19 protein-coding genes and 1 other annotated feature are annotated in these 20,720 nt (G+C 32.5%); of the genes, 1 reads left to right on the top strand and 18 read right to left on the bottom strand.

Translation table 11 applies throughout. The features are described from left to right. Nucleotides 1-72: 72 nt before the first annotated feature. The 11 genes from uxaC to C7954_RS02940 all read right to left on the bottom strand — a co-directional run bounded on the left by uxaC (nt 73) and on the right by C7954_RS02940 (nt 14,001). Nucleotides 73-1,443, bottom strand: coding sequence for a glucuronate isomerase (uxaC, locus tag C7954_RS02890; RefSeq protein ID WP_073158174.1), 1,371 nt, complete (start codon nt 1,441-1,443; stop codon nt 73-75). Between the two features lie 21 nt (nt 1,444-1,464). Next, nucleotides 1,465-2,988 (bottom strand): tagaturonate epimerase family protein, encoded by a 1,524-nt coding sequence (locus C7954_RS02895; protein WP_089655529.1) that lies wholly within the window; start codon nt 2,986-2,988, stop codon nt 1,465-1,467. A 79-nt stretch (nt 2,989-3,067) separates the two neighbouring features. Beyond that, nucleotides 3,068-4,606 carry a tagaturonate reductase gene (locus tag C7954_RS02900; RefSeq protein WP_073158177.1) on the bottom strand — a complete coding sequence of 513 codons (1,539 nt, stop codon included), beginning with the start codon at nt 4,604-4,606 and terminating at the stop codon, nt 3,068-3,070. A gap of 279 nt (nt 4,607-4,885) precedes the next feature. Then, complete coding sequence (locus tag C7954_RS02905; protein WP_073158417.1) at nt 4,886-6,376, bottom strand: tripartite tricarboxylate transporter permease; 1,491 nt, start codon at nt 6,374-6,376, stop codon at nt 4,886-4,888. A gap of 34 nt (nt 6,377-6,410) precedes the next feature. Next, a complete protein-coding gene (locus C7954_RS02910; protein WP_073158179.1) occupies nt 6,411-6,887 on the bottom strand; it encodes a tripartite tricarboxylate transporter TctB family protein in 477 nt (158 codons plus the stop codon). A 43-nt stretch (nt 6,888-6,930) separates the two neighbouring features. Next, nucleotides 6,931-7,383: a universal stress protein gene (locus C7954_RS02915; RefSeq protein WP_089716854.1), complete on the bottom strand. Its 453-nt coding sequence runs from the start codon at nt 7,381-7,383 to the stop codon at nt 6,931-6,933. A 152-nt stretch (nt 7,384-7,535) separates the two neighbouring features. Beyond that, nucleotides 7,536-8,513, bottom strand: a complete 978-nt coding sequence (locus tag C7954_RS02920) for a tripartite tricarboxylate transporter substrate binding protein (RefSeq protein WP_073158184.1) — start codon at nt 8,511-8,513, stop codon at nt 7,536-7,538. Between the two features lie 72 nt (nt 8,514-8,585). Next, nucleotides 8,586-10,580: an FAD-dependent oxidoreductase gene (locus C7954_RS02925; protein WP_089716853.1), complete on the bottom strand. Its 1,995-nt coding sequence runs from the start codon at nt 10,578-10,580 to the stop codon at nt 8,586-8,588. Between the two features lies 1 nt (nt 10,581). Next, nucleotides 10,582-11,361 (bottom strand): 3-ketoacyl-ACP reductase, encoded by a 780-nt coding sequence (locus C7954_RS02930; protein ID WP_073158189.1) that lies wholly within the window; start codon nt 11,359-11,361, stop codon nt 10,582-10,584. A 24-nt stretch (nt 11,362-11,385) separates the two neighbouring features. Continuing rightward, nucleotides 11,386-12,702 (bottom strand): oxidoreductase, encoded by a 1,317-nt coding sequence (locus C7954_RS02935; protein ID WP_073158192.1) that lies wholly within the window; start codon nt 12,700-12,702, stop codon nt 11,386-11,388. Nucleotides 12,703-12,969: 267 nt separating this feature from the next. Continuing rightward, nucleotides 12,970-14,001: a LacI family DNA-binding transcriptional regulator gene (locus C7954_RS02940; protein ID WP_089716852.1), complete on the bottom strand. Its 1,032-nt coding sequence runs from the start codon at nt 13,999-14,001 to the stop codon at nt 12,970-12,972. Between the two features lie 214 nt (nt 14,002-14,215). On the opposite strand from C7954_RS02940, the gene C7954_RS02945 reads away from it, so the two are divergent. After that, nucleotides 14,216-14,371, top strand: a complete 156-nt coding sequence (locus C7954_RS02945; RefSeq protein WP_073158197.1) for a XapX domain-containing protein — start codon at nt 14,216-14,218, stop codon at nt 14,369-14,371. Nucleotides 14,372-14,548: 177 nt separating this feature from the next. On the opposite strand, the gene C7954_RS02950 is transcribed toward C7954_RS02945, so the two are convergent. From C7954_RS02950 to C7954_RS02975, 7 genes are all read right to left on the bottom strand, one after another. After that, nucleotides 14,549-15,058, bottom strand: a complete 510-nt coding sequence (locus C7954_RS02950) for a GNAT family N-acetyltransferase (protein ID WP_073158199.1) — start codon at nt 15,056-15,058, stop codon at nt 14,549-14,551. A 10-nt stretch (nt 15,059-15,068) separates the two neighbouring features. Then, a complete protein-coding gene (gene argF, locus C7954_RS02955; protein ID WP_371807013.1) occupies nt 15,069-16,064 on the bottom strand; it encodes an ornithine carbamoyltransferase in 996 nt (331 codons plus the stop codon). A gap of 91 nt (nt 16,065-16,155) precedes the next feature. Further along, nucleotides 16,156-16,364 (bottom strand) — a binding site (T-box leader). A gap of 92 nt (nt 16,365-16,456) precedes the next feature. Further along, nucleotides 16,457-17,818, bottom strand: a complete 1,362-nt coding sequence (locus C7954_RS02960; RefSeq protein ID WP_073158205.1) for an MATE family efflux transporter — start codon at nt 17,816-17,818, stop codon at nt 16,457-16,459. Between the two features lie 54 nt (nt 17,819-17,872). After that, nucleotides 17,873-18,310, bottom strand: a complete 438-nt coding sequence (locus C7954_RS02965) for a SoxR reducing system RseC family protein (RefSeq protein WP_073158207.1) — start codon at nt 18,308-18,310, stop codon at nt 17,873-17,875. A 75-nt stretch (nt 18,311-18,385) separates the two neighbouring features. Beyond that, nucleotides 18,386-18,547 (bottom strand): hypothetical protein, encoded by a 162-nt coding sequence (locus C7954_RS13585; RefSeq protein WP_166635213.1) that lies wholly within the window; start codon nt 18,545-18,547, stop codon nt 18,386-18,388. Between the two features lie 50 nt (nt 18,548-18,597). Continuing rightward, the gene (gene feoB / locus C7954_RS02970; RefSeq protein WP_073158210.1) at nt 18,598-20,460 is read right to left on the bottom strand and encodes a ferrous iron transport protein B; all 1,863 of its coding nucleotides are present in this window, start codon (nt 20,458-20,460) and stop codon (nt 18,598-18,600) included. Beyond that, a complete protein-coding gene (locus C7954_RS02975; RefSeq protein ID WP_073158212.1) occupies nt 20,461-20,688 on the bottom strand; it encodes a FeoA family protein in 228 nt (75 codons plus the stop codon). It lies immediately after the preceding gene. Nucleotides 20,689-20,720 lie beyond the last annotated feature (32 nt).

Genomic DNA, 20,720 nt, shown 5'->3' on the forward strand with positions numbered 1-20,720 from the left:
CCTTTTTATTCAAAATAGCCTGGAATAAAAAGTCCCAGGCTATTTAAATTTATATTTGGTTATTTATAACTATTATATATTTTTAAAGAATAATTCTTTTGGTCCATAATAACTTACATGTTTAACTAAATCTGCTGCAGTACTATATGGCATTCTACCGCGATCAACCTGGCGTCCAACTACATTAGCTAGGGTTCTTCTAAACATTTCAGAACGCGAAGAATAGGACATTAGTTTACGAGAATCAGTTACCATGCCGGCTAAATTGTAGAATAAATCAACATTAGTTACCTGCTGCAGCTGCTTTTCCATTCCATGGGGGTTATCTGTCAACCACCAAGCAGCACCTAAAGAAACATTTGGAAAAGCTCTTGAAATTGTGGATACTGTAAACCAATGAGTTGGTTCCATTGTATATAATACAATATCCAGCTCAGAATCAAATTTATTAACAAAATACTTCAAATTCTCTGCAATCTCAATGTCACTATTAGAAATATCTCCACCTGTATCAGGACCTAACTCTTGATAAAGGCTATCTCTATAGTTTCTTACTGCTCCTATATGCAGCTGAGTTACCCAACCACTCTCTTCATTTAATTTTCCAAATTCAATTAAAGTAAAAGCCTTGAAATCTCTGATTTCTTGAGTGGTTAATTCATTCCCGGCAGCTGCTTTATCATAGATTTCAGCAGCAGCTGATTTTTCTACTCCATAAGAAATTGGCTCTACTATTCCATGATCACTGGCAACACAGCCCATTTCTTCAAAATAATCATGAGATTTTTTAAGCGCTTTTAATAGTCCATCTAAATTACTAGTATCTTGTTCATAAGCTTCACCAAGTTTATCAACATATTCAGTCCAATTTTTGTGTTCGATATTCATTATTTTATCAGGTCGCCAGGTTGGAAGAATTTTTACACCTTCAACCTCTTCTTTTGCCCTTTTATGATCTTCCAGTAAAGAATATGGCTCATCAGTTGTACACATAATCTCTACATTCATTTCTTTTAATAAATTCTGAGGCTTCATTTCGTCTTTAGCCAACATATTTTTAGTTTTCTCCCAAATCATTTCAGCAGTATGCTTAGAAATTGGAGCTTCTATTCCAAACCGCCGCTTCAAATCTAAATGAATCCACTCATAAGTTGGATTACCCGCAATTTCTGGGAAAATCTCCGCTAAAGCTAACCATTTTTTTTTATTAGAAGCATCACCTGTAATTTTTTCTTCAGATACTCCTCTTTTACGCATCAATTCCCAAACATAATGGTCAGTAGCAGCTTCTACTTCCCAAATATCATTCCAGCCCTTATTAGCTAAAATTTCAGATACATCTCCATGATTATGAGCATCTAAAATTGGTAAATATTCAATTTCCTTATATAATTTTTTTGCAGTCTCACCTTCAAGTAAATAGTTTTCATCTAAAAAAGACATTTTATTCCTCCTAAAATTTTATTAATTTTTATAAAAACCAAGTTTATTTAAATGTCTGCCAATATGTCTTTCTAAAGCCCTACGGTATTCCTTATCATACTCATCCCAAAATTTGTATAACTTATCTCTGAAAATATATCTTCCATCTTTTTTATCTTGAAGTATAAATCCATAGGTTATATGCAGCAGCTGTCTAACTTCATTGATTTCTAATAATTCTCCCAGCTCCTGATCGCTCATTCTGGCAAGCTCAGGCACTTTATCTAAATCAGTCGTCACATGATAATATTCTTTAGCCGCTTCAAATTTCTTTAAAGCATAAGCATGAATATCCCTGTATAAAGATGGATTATTTTCAGCAACTACTCTGATTGCTTCCAGCCAGTTAGTTCCTGCAGTTTTTACATGAACTCGACCTTGAGTGTGGCGGCCTATGATTGGAAAGACACTAAATTTATCACTACCTGAGTGAATGCTCAATTTATAACCAAAACGATCCGCAATATCAGCATGAACCTTAAATTCTTTTTCAAACTGTTCTAAATCACCAATATAGTCAATACCCTTTTGAAACTCTCCTACAAAACGAGGTGCCAGAGAATTAACTTCAATATTATTTCTTTTTAATTCATTTGCCACAAAAAAGTGAGCTTCTGGTGTTGTTGGAGTGGATGTCTCATCAATTGAAATTTCAAAATCTACATTTCGGGCTGAAGTTTTTATTAAATGTTGAATTTCTTTGGCAAAATCTAGCATCTTATAATAAATTAAAACTATTTCTTTGAAATTATCCTGATTATATTCTAATTGATAACCGGAGTTTAAAACAAAAGTTTTATTTAAATACTGATTTTCCAGACCATCTCTTAAATAGTCCGGCACTTCTGCATAAGCATTTTCAATCTCAGACTCAGACATCTGATCGAGATCATCATTAATGTAATCTGTACAGTCTAAAGTAAGCATAGTATAACCTAAATCTAAAGCTTCTTTTATATCAGGCTTTTCTTTCAAATGATCAGCATCTGCTGCAAAGCCAGCTTGATAACCTTCTTGAAAAACTGCCCAACTAACATCATCTAAAACAGATTTAAATGTTCTGCCGGTTAAATTCAATTCCCTAACCGATTGCTGTGCAAATACAGGCATGGCAGCACTTTCTTTAACAGCTTCTATATGTCCTGGAGTAGCAATTCCTAAACGATCTCCAAGTCCAATACTTGGCTTCTTATTTCCAAGAGCAGATGGTGCTGTAAAAGGAAAAACCTCTCTCAATATTTCAGCATTATAATGACTTAAAGGCCCAATTTTAGCCTTAAAACCAGCTAACTCTTCTATTCTACCCTGGAAGAGTTCAAAATTTTTGCTTTTATTTAAAATCACTAATTTTTTCTTCTGATCAATCTTTGCCAAAAAGTAAAATGATTTGTCTTTTTTAATAATCGAACGAGGATAAATTCTATAATCTTCAGCGTATTCAGCAACCTTCATAACAGCCTCTTTAGAAGTTCCAACTAATTCTTCTGCAAAATCTTTCCAGGACATATTATTACCTCCTTAAGGATTAAAAAAACGTTTATACTGTGCAAAATCTTAAAATTAAGCTATTTAATTAAATTTCAATCTATTTAATTAATTTCTTCAAACCCTGCTTCATTCCTTCTTTTTCGATTATTTTCAGATTAGATATTAAAGAATTTCTTAAACCTTTCTGTTGATTTAAGTTTCTATCCCAGAAATCCTGATTAGCTAAAACATTCTCTGCTAACTCTGGCATCCCAATCTCTTCAGCTTCATAGCGGCTCCAGAGATCTGCAAAATATTCAAGAGCATCCTTATCATCACGAATTAAGTATTTTTTTCCTTCCCTTTCAGCTTTGAGTTTACCTGCTTCTAATTCTGTTCCGTGGTAAAAATGTATTAATGCTGCTAGAGCAAAGCTTAAACGCTCAGGAACTTTATTATATTCTTCAATATGCTGAACTAATGAAGGCAGCACTCTGGTTTTAAATTTAGAAGTTGAGTTTAAAGAAATATCAAGCCATTTGTGATCGATATATGGATTTTTAAACCTTTCAAATATTTTAGAAGCAAAATCTTCTAATTCTTCTTTATCTGTATCTAAGGTTGGAATTATATCTTCAAATACTGCCTGCTTAATAAACTCACCCACCAGCTCATCATTAACTGCATCTCTTACCAGGTCAATACCCGCTAAATAAGAAATGGGAACAGTTGAAGTATGGGCTCCATTTAAAATTCTAACTTTAGTTGTCCTATAAGGCGTTAAATCATCTACCCATTTAACATTAAGGCCTGCTTTATGAAATGGTAGTTTTTCCTTTAAGCTCTCATCACCCTCAATAACCCAGAGGTGAAAAATCTCGCCTGTATCAAGATTTTGATCATGGTAACCAAGCTCTGCTTCCAGTTCCTCTATCTCATTAAAGGGATAACCAGTAACAATCCGATCAACAAGTGTATTCAAGAAATGATTTGATTTCTTAATCCACTCAGAAAATCCAGCTTCCAGATTCCAGTCTTCTGCTAACTGCAGGATAATTCTTTTTAAATTATCACCATTGCGGTCAATTAGCTCTACCGGAAGGATAACCATTCCCTTATCATGAGCTCCATTAAAAGTCTGATAGCGGTGGTAAAGATAAGCTGTTAATTTACCCGGATATGACTCCGGAGGAGTATCACTTAATTGGTCCTTTTCATTGTAGGCAATACCTGCTTCGGTAGTATTTGAGACTACAAATTCTATTTCAGGGTTTTCAGCCAGCTTTAAGAATTCTTTCCACTGAGCATATGATTCAATACCCCTGGATATAGCGGTCATAATTTCTTTTTTATTTACTTCTTCACCATTTTCAATACCTCTTAAGTAAAGAGTATATAAGCCATCCTGATCATTTAAATTAGAAATCCTCCCTTCTCTTATTGGCTGAACAACAACAGTTCTCCCTTTGAAGATTCCTTTTTTATTCATTGTGTGAAACATCCAGTCAACAAAGGCTCTTAAGAAGTTTCCTTCACCAATTTGCAATACTTTTTCTGGATAATCAAGAATTTCAGCTGGAAAATCAGCTAGTTCAGTTCCTAAGAGTTCAGATTCTAGATAATTACGATTTAAGCTCGGTAAATTATTTCCAGACATTATTTGCCTCCTCATATATAAAATTAAATTATATAAAATTTATTTTTTACTCTTCTTATAAAATTATATAAGAAATATACTCTTGATACAATAAAATTACTTGTTATCTTATGAAAAAAATAGCTGTTTTAATTTTAACTTTAGAAATAATTACAATAATAGACATGAAAAAACAGCACAGTTTATCAATAAACAATAAAAGTGCTGTTATCTAATTAGTATGCATATATGTAATTAGATTTAAATAAATTTTAGTATTAACTAAAGTTTGATCAACTTTTAAATAATATCAGTTGATTTATCTCCTTTAATTAAATTCCAGATAAAAGGTCCAAATAATAAAATTAAAGTTAAAATTAAGAAGAATAAACTAATTGGACGAGTTACAAATGTTGACCACTGTCCATCAGCTAAAATTAGTGCTCTTCTTAAGTTGCTTTCAAATATAGGACCTAAAATCAAACCTAAAACTATAGGTGCTGGAGAAAATCCAACTTTTCTTAAGAAAAATCCAATTAAACCACTGATTAATAATATCCAAATATCAAATGTTGAATTATTAATTGCATAAGAACCAACTAAACAAAAAATCATGATTGAAGGTATTAAATATTGTTTTTTAACTGTAATTAATCTAGCAAAATATTTAGCACCAAATAGTCCAAATACAAGCATAAAAATGACTGAAAGTAATAAACTCAAAAATATTGAAGAAACAAAAGGCATCTGCTGCTTGAAAAGAAGAGGGCCTGGTCTTAAACCCTGCATAATTAATCCACCCATTAAGACAGCAGTCATAGGATCTCCTGGTATACCCAAAGTTAACATTGGCATTAAAGCTCCACCAGTACTAGCATTATTGGCAGCTTCCGGAGCTGCTATACCATCAATAATACCTGTTCCTAATAATTCTGGATGTTTAGAAAATCTTTTTTCCTGGCCGTAGGCTACTAAAGCTGCAATTGAACCACCAGCTGCTGGAATCGCACCAATAATCACTCCAATTATTGATGATCTGGTTATTGTAGGCAGCAGTCTTTTAATGTCAGAAAAAGAAGGAATAATATCTTTTACAGCCTGATCAATTACAACTCCATGTTCTTCTTCAGAAATTTGCATTAACATTTCAGAAATTCCATAAAGACCAATCATTACAGGTATCGAACTAACACCTTCTATTAATTCTGGTTGACCAAATAAAAATCTAGGAAAATTGGTGATAGGATCCATACCAATAACACCAATAACCAATCCAAGTAGACCCCCAATCAATCCTTTTAACATTGATCCGGTTGAAATGATTGCAATAATACTCAAGCCAATTAGAGTAATACCTACATACTCTTGAGCACTAAACTTCAGTGCCACACTTGCTACCATAGGCGCTGCTATTGCTAAAACAAAAACACTTAAAATACCACCAATTGCAGAAGATACAGTTGCTATACCAATCGCTTGACCAGCTTTACCCTTTTGACAGAGAGGATAACCATCTAAACCAGTTGCTATAGCATTTGGTGTCCCCGGTATATTTATCAATATAGCAGCTACCGAACCTCCATAAACAGCTCCTGTATATAAACCTAATAAAAAGGCAAATGAAAGGGTAGCATCAATACCAAAAGTAAAAGAAATAAAAACTGCTATAGTCATTGTTGCTGTTAAACCAGGTAAAGATCCAAAAATTATTCCTATCAAAACTCCAAATCCGGAAAATAAAAACATCATTGGATTTGAAAAGTATTTAAGCCCTTCTAAATATATATCCATTGAAAATAATTCCACTTAACTTCACCTCACATATTTAAATTAGTAATCCTCCTGTTGGAAATGGAATATTAATAAATTCATTAAAAACTAAATAAATCACAATTGTAATAATTAAAGAGATAAATCCAAGTTTTTTAATATTTCTTTCTTCTTTTGAAAAAAGACTATATATCATAATTGATATAAAGATAAATGTGGCTGTTGCAAAACCTAAGTAAGTTAACAGATATGGATAAATAATTAGCATTACTAATGTAACTAAAAATAATTTTAGTGATGAAGTGTTTTTCCAAATTTCTACATCACCCTTATCCTTATAATCTTTAATAAAAGCAGCAATTATTAAAGCTACTGCAAGCACAGCCAATATTATTGCCAGCAGTTGAGGATAAAAGCCTGCATTTAAAACTCTTGGTCTTCCTTCTCTAACCGGAAAAGTTCCAGAATAAAAATATAATATTCCCGCAAAAATCAAAAGAAGAGTGCCAAGTATTTTATCATATTTCTTCATTATTTTACCACCCCGTCTAATATTTAAAATTATCTCATTAAATTTATTTTACAACCAAAACTGAAGTTTTAGCATGACGAACGATCTTTTCTGTTGTACTACCTAATAATTTATCTTTTAGTTTTTTGCTGCCTTTATCAGCTATGACTAATAAATCAAAATTGTTTTTATCCGCATATTCAACAATATCTTCAGCTGGATAATTTCCCTCTTTAACAACTCTTTTAGTTTTTAAACCTTGTTCACCAAGCACAAGTTCACACTGTCCATAAACCATACTGCAGATTTCTAAAGCATTTTCAGTTTCAGCCTTTTTCATTTCTAATTTTTTGTTTTCTGCTTCTAATTTTTCTTTTGATGTTACTAATTTGAAGTCAGGACTAACTATAGTTAAAAAAGTCACATTTCCTTTACAGAGCAGAGCCAGCTCCTGGGCTTTTTGAGCAACTTTAGAACAGCTTTCTGAGCCTTCAATTGCAACTAATATTTTAAGCATTTATATCACACCTCTTTATATCAATAATTAAACATTATAACCCAAAAAATAAAGAAAGAGTTTTTCTATTATCTTATCCCAGTTATATATTCTTTAATTTATTAATAGAAAAACCCTTGTTTAAGATTAATATTTTAAACTGAAACTAATTTTTAATCATCAATAAGTTCTACACCAAGTTCATTTACTAAATAATCTAAACGAGCTTCTGCTTCGTCTACAGTTACCTGAAATTCTTTCGCATTTTTATAAATTGGCTGGAATCCAGCTTTAACTAAGAAGTTTCTAATTTCTGGATCTTCCATTGCCTTTTTAATTCCATTCTCTAATATTTCAATTCTTTCTTTTGGTGTTCCTTTTGGTGCTACAAAACCACTGTAGTTACCAATTGAAAGGTTAATACCTTTTTCTTTTAGAGTTGGTACATTTGGAAAATCTGGATGTCTTTCATCAGCCGCGATAGCCAACATTCTTAAATTACCTGCTTCAACTTGTGGCGCAACATCTGGTAAAGGAATATTTGTTGAATCAACATGACCTCCAACTAATGCTGTAATAGCTTCTGCATAACCAGGATAAGGAACATGATTTAATTCAATACCTGCTTCGTTCTCGAATGCTGCTGCATAAATATGTGCACTCGCTCCTGTACCGGAGTTAGAATTTTTAATTTCTTCAGGATTATTTTTAGCATATTCAATATATTCTTCAATTGTCTGCCATGGACTATCTGCATTAACTGTAACAGTTGCAGGAATTGTAATAACCTGAGCAATTAATTCTACGTTTTCCATTTCTGGATACATTGGTGAAACATATTTAGCTGAAACTGTAGACATCGAAGTAGTTCCTATTGTATAACCATCATTTTTCGCATTTTCAATAAGCATGGAACCAACTACTCCACCACCACCTGGTTTATTTTCTACAACAAAAGCTTCACCATAATAATCTTCTAACCAGTTAGTAATGGGTCTTGTCAATACATCAGTCATCCCACCAACAGACCAGGGAATAATAACTCTTACATCTCGGTCAGGATATTCAGCAAAAGAAACTCCAGAAACACTAAGTACTAAAACTACCATAAGAGCTGCTACTAATAAGGATTTGCTTAAATTTCTTCTCATTTGATCTCCTCCATTTTTTTGTTTAAAAAATTATGAAACTATAAACCCCTGCTTGTTTAATTATCACCTCCTTTATTTGATAATCTTTCCTTTCATATATTTATTCCAAACATTTTCAAACCAATTATCATCCTGAGGAATTTCTTTTACTTGATCCCAATTGAATTCACAACTATTGCCTTCATAAAAAACTCTCTGTATTTTATTATTTAGTTGATCATTTCCTGCTTTAAATCTAAACTTTTCATCTAAGTCATCTATCGGCAGTTCACCATCACTATCATAAATTAGATATGACCCTCTACTTATTCCACCTTTTTCTATATAATCCTTTATTGCAGAAAGATAAACATATTGAGTGATCAACATATCATAATTTTGGAATGCTAAAGACAGTTCTCTAAGTGATGATAATTCACTATTCTTAAATAAATTATCTAAGTCATTTTTACTGTCTCTTATTCCTCTTTCAGCAGATTTTAAAGAACGAATATGAGCTCCAATTTTGCTCATTCTTTGACCAATTTTAGTTTTGATTTCTAAAACATTTGAAGAATCACTTAGATTATTAGCAAGTTTTTCTCCCAAATTTACTTTCTTTACTATTTCGGCTTTTGCCGAATCTAAAAACTCTTCTAATTCTAATGGATCTCCCTGGTAGTTAGCAGTTATATACTGTGCTGCTCTAGTGCTTCCTACCTGACCAGAATTCAAAGCACTTCCTCCAGGTCTATATACACCATGGCTGCCGTTAACTTCTCCAACCGGAAAAAAGTTTTTTAGGTTACTTTCCCACCAGAGATTGGCATGTAAACCACCATTATTATGCTGAGCACAAACTGCAATTTCTAGGTACTCTTTAGTGATATCAATTCCGTTATCTTGATATAGATCAATTGCTGGCTGGTTCATTTTAGCAAGCCTTTCAATTGGCATACCAAAAAGAGAATTTGAATTGTCTAAATATTCATAAGTTTCTTGACCTAAAATTGAAAAATCTAAATTACCTTCTTCATCAGAACTCCAGCTTGGATTTTTCATAAAATCTAACCAAACTCTTCGCCCTTTGATAACTGTTTCATTATATACCAAAATATCAATAATTGAAGAGGCATAATCATGAACTTTCTTGGGATCAAAAGGCCACTGATAACCTTTTAGAAAAATAGCATCCAGCATTTTCCCTGGATCTTCAAAATATTTTTCTAAAAATTCTCTCTCATCATTTCCAGATTGATCTGTAGAAACATATCTCGGCAGTACCTGCTGATAGGTTCCGGATAAATTCCATCTAAATTTAATCGAAGCAATACCATACTGTGATTCAGTAAGATTTTTTCCCATTGCCCCTGCTTCCAGAGCAATACCTGTTGCCCCTGTTTGACTGTCCGGATAAACAGAAGTTGCGTACATACCAGCTGGACCACCAGTTGCATAAATTACATTTTTACAGTTAAAAAGTGTATATCTTTTATTTTTGTCTTCTAAGTTATTTAAGTTTAAGGCTAAAATTCCAATAACTTTTTCTTTATTTTCGTCAGTCAAAACTGATATTACCTGGTAGCCATCAAAAATTTTAATATTTTTTTCTTTAACTACTTCTTCTAAGTTTTCTGTCATCAATTTTGAGGTTAATGGTCCGGCAGATGTTGCTCTCTGTCTGGGATCATGATCAGTTTTATAACCAACATATTCTCCAAATCTATTATGAGGGAATGGAACTCCAATATCTACTAGATGATAAAAACTTTGTGCTGAAAGAGCTGCTTCTGTTAAAGCAATGTCTCCGTCCATACTTCCTCCTGCAAAAAAAGTTTTGGCCATTTCTAAAACTGAATCATTTTCTTCTCCAGCAAGAGTTAATTTATAATATGTTTGTTTGTCAGAACCGGTATTTCTAGATGTTCCTTGGTTAATACCTTCTGTTACAATGGCTATATCTTTTTGCCCATAATTATATAAGCGATCTGCAGCATTAAAACCAGCAGCTCCTGAACCCACAACTATTGTATTGAGATTATAAACTTCTACATTTAAGTCTTTAATCTTAGTAATGAAGAACTGCAATTTATAACCTCCTCAAATGGAAACCGCCATCAACATTAATAACCTCAGCTGTTGAAAAATCAAGCATTCCTGAGCAAAAAACTGATACAGCTTTTGCAATGTCTTCTGGATAACCCCAGCGCTTAATTGGAGTAATACCTTCATCTATTAATCTATCATATTTATCTTTGACCACATTTGTCATGTCTGTATAAATTATACCAGGTCTTACCTCATAAACATTGATCCCGTATTCTGCCAGTCTATCAGCAAATAATTTAGTAATCATACTAATACCTGCTTTTGAGATACAATACTCTCCTCTACCCGGAGATGAAGTATATGAGGATGAAGAAGCAATATTTACAATTTTAGGTTCTATTTCAATTTCATTATCTTCTTTTTCTGCTACCATAATATTTGCAATTTTTTGAGTAAAGAAAAAGGTTCCTTTTAAATTGATATCCATTACAAAATCATAGCTTTCTTCAGTAGTTTCAAGAATATCTTTTCTCACTTTTGGTGCTACCCCGGCATTATTTACTAAAAAATCTATACGTCCATATTCTTCCAGAACTTCTTTAACAAAATTGTTTCTATCTTCTTTATTTGTTAAATCACCCTGAAAATATAATACTGGTATGTTCTTTTCCTTTATCTGAACTATGTTTTCTTTGACATCACTAAATTTGAGAATATCAAAAATAGCTACTGCATAACCATCATCAGCTAATTTTTTTGCAATTCCATGCCCAATACCTCGAGCAGCACCTGTAACTATTGCTACTTTTTTTTCAATCATTTTCAAATTCCTCCTTTGAAAAAATTATTTTTTAATTATTTCTCTTAAAAAAGGCACATAAACCTCAGCATCTCTAACTACACAGCCGCTTGCTTTATTATGTGCTTTTAAATAAGCACATTTACTGCAGCTTACACATACTTTGCTTTTATCTAGGCTATTATTTTTAATAATTGACTTGGCAAAATCAGGATAAGCTAAAGCTAATCTCCCAAAACCGATCATATCAGCCCATGATTTTTCGACAACTCCCGCTGCAGTATAAGGGGCATATTCTCTCAGCCAGCTAAAACCGGTTCCAATTACAAGACATTTATCAACTGTTTCTGAAACGAATTTAGTTAATTTAATTAACCGCTCAACTCCCTCAATTGGAGTTTCGTCAGGTTCCATACCCAAACCACTTGAATTATCATAAGGACGATTTATGTATGGTTTTAAATATGGAGTACTTGCAGTAATATTAATAATTTTAACGCCCAAATCTTCTAGCTCTTCAATTAAGCGCTTTGGTTCACTCAAATCCATATTTCCAAATTCATCAGTTCCCCAGCCATATGGATAAGCAATATCATCATAGACATTTAATCTGACAACTATATCTATATCAACATTTTCTTTTACTTTTCTAATAGTATTTTTTAAAAGTCTGGTTCGATTTTCATAACTGCCTCCATATTTTCCTTCTCTGGTGTGAGCTGCCAAAGCTTCTGAAAATAAATATCTATGACAGGCTTTAATATCTACTGCATCAAAACCTGCTTTTTTAACTAATTTGGAAGCTCTTAAAAAATTATCTTCTACCTGCTCTAATTCTGCATCGGTCATAACTTCCTGATCAGGAGAAATCCCTGCTGATTTATCACTTAATTCGTGGTGAAATAAGATATTATTATTAACTCCATATCTCCCCGAATGATTTAACTGTACTGCTAAATATGGATTAAAGTCATCACCATATATATTTTTTGCTTCATCTCGCATTACAACAGCTAAATTCTTAAAAGAATCAAGATTGTTTTCTTTAATTAATAACTGTTTATTATTTGCTCTTCCATCTTCATCAGCCGCTACAGCTTCCAGCCAGATTAACCCTGCTCCACCTGCAGCAAATCTCTTATATCTTCTTATAGTTAATTTGCCGGGACTTCCATCCTGATTGGCATCTGTTCCTTCCAGGGGATGAACTGCTAATCTGTTAGGGATGACCCTATTCCCAAGCTTAATTTTTTCTTTTAAAATATCTAAATTCTTACTAATTGGAATATCCAAACTAAGTTTATCGATCTTCTTTTCCAATTCTTTCAAGGATTTAAATTTAAACTTATCCTTTTCTTTCATAATCATACCCCCAATCCAATAAAATATAACAATTTTAATTAATAGAAAACAATTTCCATAAACATAAAAAAATCTACTTTTAGTAGTTTTTATAGTTAAGGAAAACAGTTTCCTTTTATACAAAAAATTTATGTTAGTTCAATTATAAACAATATCTTGTTAGTTGTCAAACAATTTAGCCAATTTCTTATTTTAAAATTTTTTAAATAAAATTCAATCAATTATAAGGTTTGTTATTTAAAGAACTATCATTTTCAAAAAAATTAATTATTTCAATCTTTTTAATGAATTTCTCATAATTAATTTTATCTTAATATCTTTAAATTGATAATTGCAGTTTTCATTCAATCTATTTAATAGATATTCTCCAATATTTGTTCCAAGCTGATAGATAGGAATTTCAATAGTAGTTAGTGGTGGATAAGAATATTTAGCTTCTGGTAAATTATCAATCCCAACAACAGAAATTTGATCAGGAACCTTTATCGCTTGATGATTAAGTTCCCACATTGCTCCGAGTGCAGTTGAATCATTGGCTGCAACTACTGCAGTTATCGAATTAATTTTTTTTATAATTTCTAAAGCGGCTTTTCTGCCTCCATTAAAACTAAAATCGCCTTTAAAAATTAAATTATCATCTACAGCAATATCGTTTTTTTCTAAAGATTTTTTGAAACCTTTTTTTCTTAAATAGCTTGTATAAAGTTTTTCAGGACCATCAATATAAGCAATTTTACGATGTCCATATTCGATCACTTTATCTGTTATAACTTCTAATGCACGATCATTACCTAAAATGATATTCTTGATATCAAAAGGGTGAGGGGTGATTCCCAATACCAGCGTATTTTGATTCTGCAGCTGATTAATCATAGAATGCATTTTCTGCTCGTATTTTTTATCCATTAAAGCTCCACCAGCTAAAATAATTGCATCAGCTCTATTTGCCTTAAGCAGATTAAATGCATGCAGTTCTTTTTCGACACTTCGACTTGTATTATAAATATTTACTATGTATTCATGCCCTGAAATAAATTCTTCAATTCCCTTAACCATCTGAGCAAAATAAGAATCACAGATATCGTGAACAATTACACCGATTATATTAGAACGATCACTTTTAAGACCCTGCGCAATTCTATTGGGCGAAAAATTCAATTTTTTTATTGCTGCTTCTACTTTTTCAGCAGTTTCTTTACTAACCGGGTGGTCACTATTATTAATAACTCTAGAAACAGTTGTTGGCGAACACTCTGCGAGTTTTGCTACATCCTTGATTGTAATTTCTTTATTAGCCATAATGAGCTCCTTCCAGTACCTTACAATTAAACTATAAAATAATTCTAACACATATTTAGAAGGCTTTCAATTATTATGGAAAACGTTTTTTTAAATAGTTATAATTAAAATTCTGAAAATTTTTTTGACAAAAGCTGATAAATATAATAAAATAATAGTGTTGGTTGTCTGACGTCTAACCAAATAATATTTATCAGTTAAAGGAGAATCAATTATGACTCAAGCACTATTAGCAGCAGTTTCAGGTTTAATTGTTGGAGGTCTATTTTCTTTCTTAAATCTACCGATACCTGCTCCACCAACTTTATCAGGAGTAATGGGAATTGTAGGAATTTATTTAGGTTTCATTATAATTAACTCTATTTTTTAAAATAGAGCTACAGTTTAAAATTTTACTAAAAAATTTTATTTATTTGAAATATAAAATTTTGCAACTTTTATAAATGATTAAACCCCACTCAAAAATTTGAATGGGGTTTTAACTTCTCCATTCTTAAATAATTGGCTTTTATTTAAAATGAAGATTGTCGAGGGAATTTCGACAAGTTTATTTAATTGTTTTTATCCAAAGGCCACGCTCATAACCCTTTTTATTGTCAGTTTCGAGACAGTTAAAACCGAGTCCCTGATAAAAACAAATTAATTTTTCGTTTTCTAAAGAAGAATAAAGTTGAAGATAAAGAGCGTCAATTTTTCTCAATTTTTCTACTGCTTCCTGAAAAAGCATGGTTCCCAAACCCTGGTTTTGATAAGATGGAGAAACTGCAAATCTTTTCAATAAATATCTTTTATTACTAATCTCTTCTAACCTTAATGAAGCAATGATTTTATCTGAATCAGTTAAAACTAAAACGATATTAGCTTCTAAATCTTTTTTAACTTCTGATAGCTGCTCTCTTAAAGCTGAATTAATAACCTCTTTCTTATTCTTATTTTCATTTTTTCTTTTTGCATAATCTGCAAAAGCCAGCTGCATTAAATTATGTATTTCAGCTGCATCTGATAAAATAGCCTGCCTACAATCATATTTAAGATCTTTACTTAATGCTGTCATCATTTAATCACCCCTATATTGTAGCTGTCATAACAGCTTTAATTGTGTGCATTCTATTTTCAGCCTGATCAAAAACTTTAGAATATTTGCTTTCAAAGACTTCTTCTGTAACTTCCATTTCTTTTAAGCTGTACTGCTCATATATTTTTTTTCCATTTTCAGTTTCTGTATTATGATAAGCTGGTAAACAGTGCAAGAATATCAGATTAGGATTTTCTGCATATTTAATCATTTCCATATTCACCTGATAAGGTTTCAATAATTCAATTCGGTTTTCAAATTTATCCTCTTCTCCCATTGAAACCCAGACATCTGTGTAAATTGCATCAGCGTTCTTCACCCCGGACTCAATCTCTGCCGTTACATTAATTTCAGCCCCTGATTTTTCTGCAAGCTCTTTACACTCTTGCAGCAATCCCTGTTCCGGCCATAATTCCTTAGGAGCTACAACTGTGAAATTAACTCCCATAATTGCTGAACCAATCATCAAAGAATTAGCCATATTATTGCGTCCATCACCTGCATAAACTAATTTAAGTCCTTTTAATTTATCAAAATTCTCCTTTAAAGTTAAAAAATCTGCTAATATTTGAGTTGGATGATAAAGATCAGTTAAACCATTCCAGACAGGAACTCCGGCGTACTCTCCTAAAATTTCAACAGTTTGGTGCTCAAACCCTCTAAATTCTATTCCATCGAAAAATCTACCTAAGACTCGAGCTGTATCAGCAACTGATTCCTTTTTTCCAAGTTGAATATCATTTTTACCTAAATACTCAGGCTTTCCGCCTTCATCTCTAGCTGCAACTACAAAAGCACATCTAGTTCTAGTAGAAGGTTTTTCAAAAATTAGAGCAATATTTTTACCTTCTAAATTATTTCCTTTAATCCCTGCTCTTTTTTTAGATTTTAAATCTTCAGCGAGAGTTAATAAATACTCAATTTCTTCTTTTGAAAAATCTTTTAAAGTTAGAAAGTTTCTCCCTTTTAAATTATATGCCATAATTATCTCCTCCTTGAATACTCACTGACTTAAAAACATTAAAACTACTGGCTGCTAAAATCACTCATAAACTACAAAATCCCCGCACTCTTATCCAATAAGAGACGAGGAATTACCCGTGTTACCACTCTAGTTGTCAATCAATAGACCGACCACTCTATAACTTAACGCGTCTAACGTCTCAACCTACTAAATTCAGCTGAGAACCTCCTGAGTGCGTTTCAAAATAATCCACCTGCTGGACTTACAGCTGTTCCAGCTTGCTAAAAGGCAACTTATTTCTACTCTCTCAATCTAAGGATATCATTTATTAAATTAAAAAGTTATTTTTTATTATTATATAGCTCCTTTGAAGATATTGCAAGTTTTTTAAAAAAGTAAAAATATTCTGATAAATTCTAAACTTCTATTAATTTCCAATTTCCTTTTTTAAATCTATAAAACACATAACTACCACGAACGATCCAATCTATTACCATCGCAGTCCAAGCACCAACTAGACCGAATCCCAACGAATGGACTAAAATATAACCTAAAAATAATCTAAAAATCCAGGTTGAAAGAGCGGTAGAATAAAATACTGCCTTAGTATCACCGGCACCACGCAATGCACCTGCAAAAATAAATTGAGTCCCCATTGGTATTTGTGACAGAGCAATAATTCTTAAATTTAATGCGGCGCGCGCAATAATTTCTGAATCAGATGTATATAAACTAATTAACTGTTCCGGAAGTATTAAAAAGACAAGTGCCATAAAGCCCATTATTAAAGAACCAATTTTCCAGGCTTCAAAAGTTCCTTTTTCTGCACCTCGAGGATTTTTGGCGCCTAAATTCTGACCAACTATTGTTGTAGCGGCAACTGCTATTCCAAAACCAGGCATATAAGAAATTGACTCTGCATTTAAAGAAATTTGATGAGCAGCAAAAGCTGTAGTTCCTAAAGAAGCAATCACTCTGACAAATAACAGCTGTGCCAGTCTTCTTACAGACTCTTCTAAAGCAGTTGGAATTCCTACTTTTAAAACTCTTTTTGTAAGGTCCAGATCAATTTTAAAAAATCCTTTAAACTTCATTTTCAAAGCACTGTAATCAGAAAAAGTTACAGCTAATAAAATTATTCCACCAATAGATCTTGAAATAGTGGTTGCTAATGCAGCTCCGTTAACTCCAAGACGCGGGAAGCCAAAATTACCAAATATGAGCAGATAATTGCCTAAAACATTTAAAATATTAACTAAAATATTAACCTTCATCGGTGTTTTTGTTTCTCCAGCCCCTCTTAAAGCTGCAGTAACTATAAAAGCTAAAACCATAAAAATAAATCCCGGGGTCATTACTCTTAAATAACCTGTTCCTAGTTTAACTACTTCGGCTTCCCCTCCCATAAAATTTAATAAACTTGGAGCAAAAAAATAAAAAATAGAGGCAAAAACTATTGAGAATATAATTGACATCAATACAGATTGCTGTAAAACAGAGGCAGCTTTTTTATTTTGATCTGATCCGGTAAATCTTGAAACTAAGGCTGTTGTACCTACACCAAGGGCAGAAGCTAAAGCCATTGAAAAAAATACAGGCTGCATTGTTAAACCAAGTGCAGCCACAGCAGAAGCACCTAAGCGCCCAACCATCATCATGTCAACAATATGAGTAATTGTTGCCAATGACTGCTCTGCTATTACAGGCCAGGCAAGCTTAAATATCACATTTTTAGTTGAACTATCTTCATTTATAATTGCTTTATTATCGGCTGCCACCTAATCACCTTCATTATTTATTAAAATCATTTAAAATTAACTATCATAATAAAATCAATTATGAGTTACTACCCTAGTAATCTGGGGGTGAAAATAACTTTTTGCACCTGCTTTTTTGTCGAAAAATCTCAAAAGAAAAAATGATAAAAAGAATGAAACTACTGAACCAACAATTCCAGCTACTTCGCTATTTTCAATAAAAATTGATAACCAACTGCTGCCAGCAAAATATCCAGCAATAACAGCAGCTAACGGCAGCAAATAAACTACAAAAGCGGAAAATAGAACTGGCTTTGTTCCCATTTCTAATTCAACCATACTCCCAACCTCAGCTCCAATTGGATCATTAACCAGAACTTCCATTTCCTCCATTTCATGTGAATCTTCAGCCAGCATACATTTTTCATCACAATGACTACAGGCAGAAGTTCGAATTATCTGTACCAGACTCTGCCCATCTTCATTTTTTATAACACGGGCCTTTTCTTTCATTTATAACCACTCTTTCCTTATATAAAATTTTATAATTGATGATTATTACTCTTTTTATTTTAACAAATACTCCTACTAAAATAAAGAGCATTTATTGCACTCAGAACATTTTGTAAATAAATAACTATTACAGCGAGGACACTTAATTGATTTAAATTCCTTCATTTCATAGCCACAGGTAGGACAGACGATTTTCTTTTTTTCTTCTTTTTCAGCATTTAGATCACAGTTATCCATCCTAATCCCCTCTTTCTTAATTAAAAACTAAAATATTTTTCGGAGCTGCTTTAAAAAATAAATAAATTAACAATGCCACCGGTAACAAATGCTGTAATCCAGCTTCCGAACCAGATATAAACAGCTTCTTTAAAATTTCTTTCCTTAACCATAATCATCATCGCCGCAATACAAGGCACAAATAAAGTTAGCGTAATTAGAGAAATTGTCACTTCAGCTGGAGTTAAGGCAATAGCAGTTAAACCAGCAGCTCCGAAGTCACGTCTTATAATTCCCATGACAAAAGCTGTTGCTGTTGCTGCTGGAAGACCAAGCCAGTTAACAGTTATTGGTTCTGCAAATCTGGTAATTAAAGCAAGTAAGCCGGTTTTCTGCATCACAGTAATTAAAGCTGCACCGAGCACAAATATTGGACCTGCTTCTTTAACAAAAGCTATGGTTTGCTGATAAGTTTTATTAAATACATTTTTAAGATCTGGCAGTCTTATTGGAGGCAAATCAATCAATAGATCACTTGATTCACCCGGTAAAACTTTATTTAAAAAAGTACCTGCCAGAACATAAACAGCAAAAATAGTAAGTACATAAACCAATATATAAAAAACATCAAGCTGTGAGATTAAACCTGCTATTACTCCAAGCTGAGCAGAACAAGGAATCGCTAAACCTAGAAGAAAAATAGCAATAATTCTTTCTCTTTTTGTTCCCAATAATCTGGTAGTTATGGTAGCCATAGTTACACAGCCAAAACCTAAAAGCATAGGGATAATAGCCCTACCATTAAGTCCAATTTTTTGCAGCAGTCTATCCATTAACACAGCGATTCTTGGCAGATAACCTGAATCCTCTAAAATAGAAAGCAGCAGATAAAAACCAGCAACTAAAGGCAGCAATAAACCAAAAATGTAGGTTACCGCCATTGTTAAAATACCATATTCTCCTGCTAAAAGCTGACCAAAAAAATTTTCAAACCCAATAGAATTGGCAATTAAATTCCTCATAAAAGGCTCATATAGTCCTGCAAAAAGATAGCCTTCTGTAAATTCAACTACTGTTTGAGCAACAAAAACTCCGATAAATTGATACATTAAATATAAAAGTACTAATAACATTGGAATAGCTGTTACAGGTTTTAGCATATAAGAACCAATTTTCCTTGCAACTTGGCTTGAATTCTGATCATAAGTTAATACTTTAGCTGTAATTTCATCTACACGTCGTCTGCGAGCTGTGTATATTTCTTCCCGCAAATCAGGAATATCTTTAAGTTCAGAATATCTACAGCGAATATTTTCATCTTCTTCTAAAAGCATTAATGCTTCAGCTTCATTTTTGCTTTTTGATTTAATTTTTTCAAATTCGGTCTTTAATTCAGAGTTAAATTCAAAAATATCATTACCACAAACTGCTTTTTCAATAGAATTTTTAACCTGATCAAGCCCCCTATTTTTAGCAGCAGTTGTAGGGATTACCAGAACTCCAAGTTCTTTTTCTAAAGCTTCTAAATCAATAGTAATATTATTTTTTTTAACTTCATCCATCATATTTAGAGCAACAATCATCTTTTTATTAAGATCAATTAACTGCTGAGTTAAAAATAAATCGCGCTCTAAATGACTTGCATCAACAACATTTATTATAATATCTGCAGACATAATAAAATCCCTGGCTACTCTCTCTTCATCATTTATGGATCCGACTCCATAAACACCTGGTGTATCAAAGACAGCTGCATCACCCATTTTGCCGCTGCTGATATCAAGGGTAGTCCCGGGATAATTAGAAACACTGACATAAATTCCTGTAAGATAATTGAAAAATATCGATTTACCTACATTTGGATTACCAGCCAGCACAATTTTTTTATCAGCCTGCAGTTCTTGATCTAAATCAATTTGACTGCAGTCGTTCAATTATATCATTCCTTTTTTCTTAACACTTATTTTTTCGGCAGTTCTGCGACCAACAGCAATTTCCTGTAAATTTTTCTTCAAAATAACTGGTCCTCCTGGCATTGAACCTGCACATTCAATCTCAGAACCTTCGCTTATTCCAAATCTTAAAGCCTGTAAACGAGTGCTTTTATCCTCAATTTTATCTATAATAAATTTATTCCCATGTTTCATATCGGCTAGAGTCATTAATTTTTACCTCCTGCTGCAGTAATTAATTT

The sequence above is a fragment of the Halanaerobium congolense genome, assembly GCF_004366375.1.
GTDB classification, from domain to species: Bacteria; Bacillota; Halanaerobiia; order Halanaerobiales; family Halanaerobiaceae; genus Halanaerobium; species Halanaerobium congolense.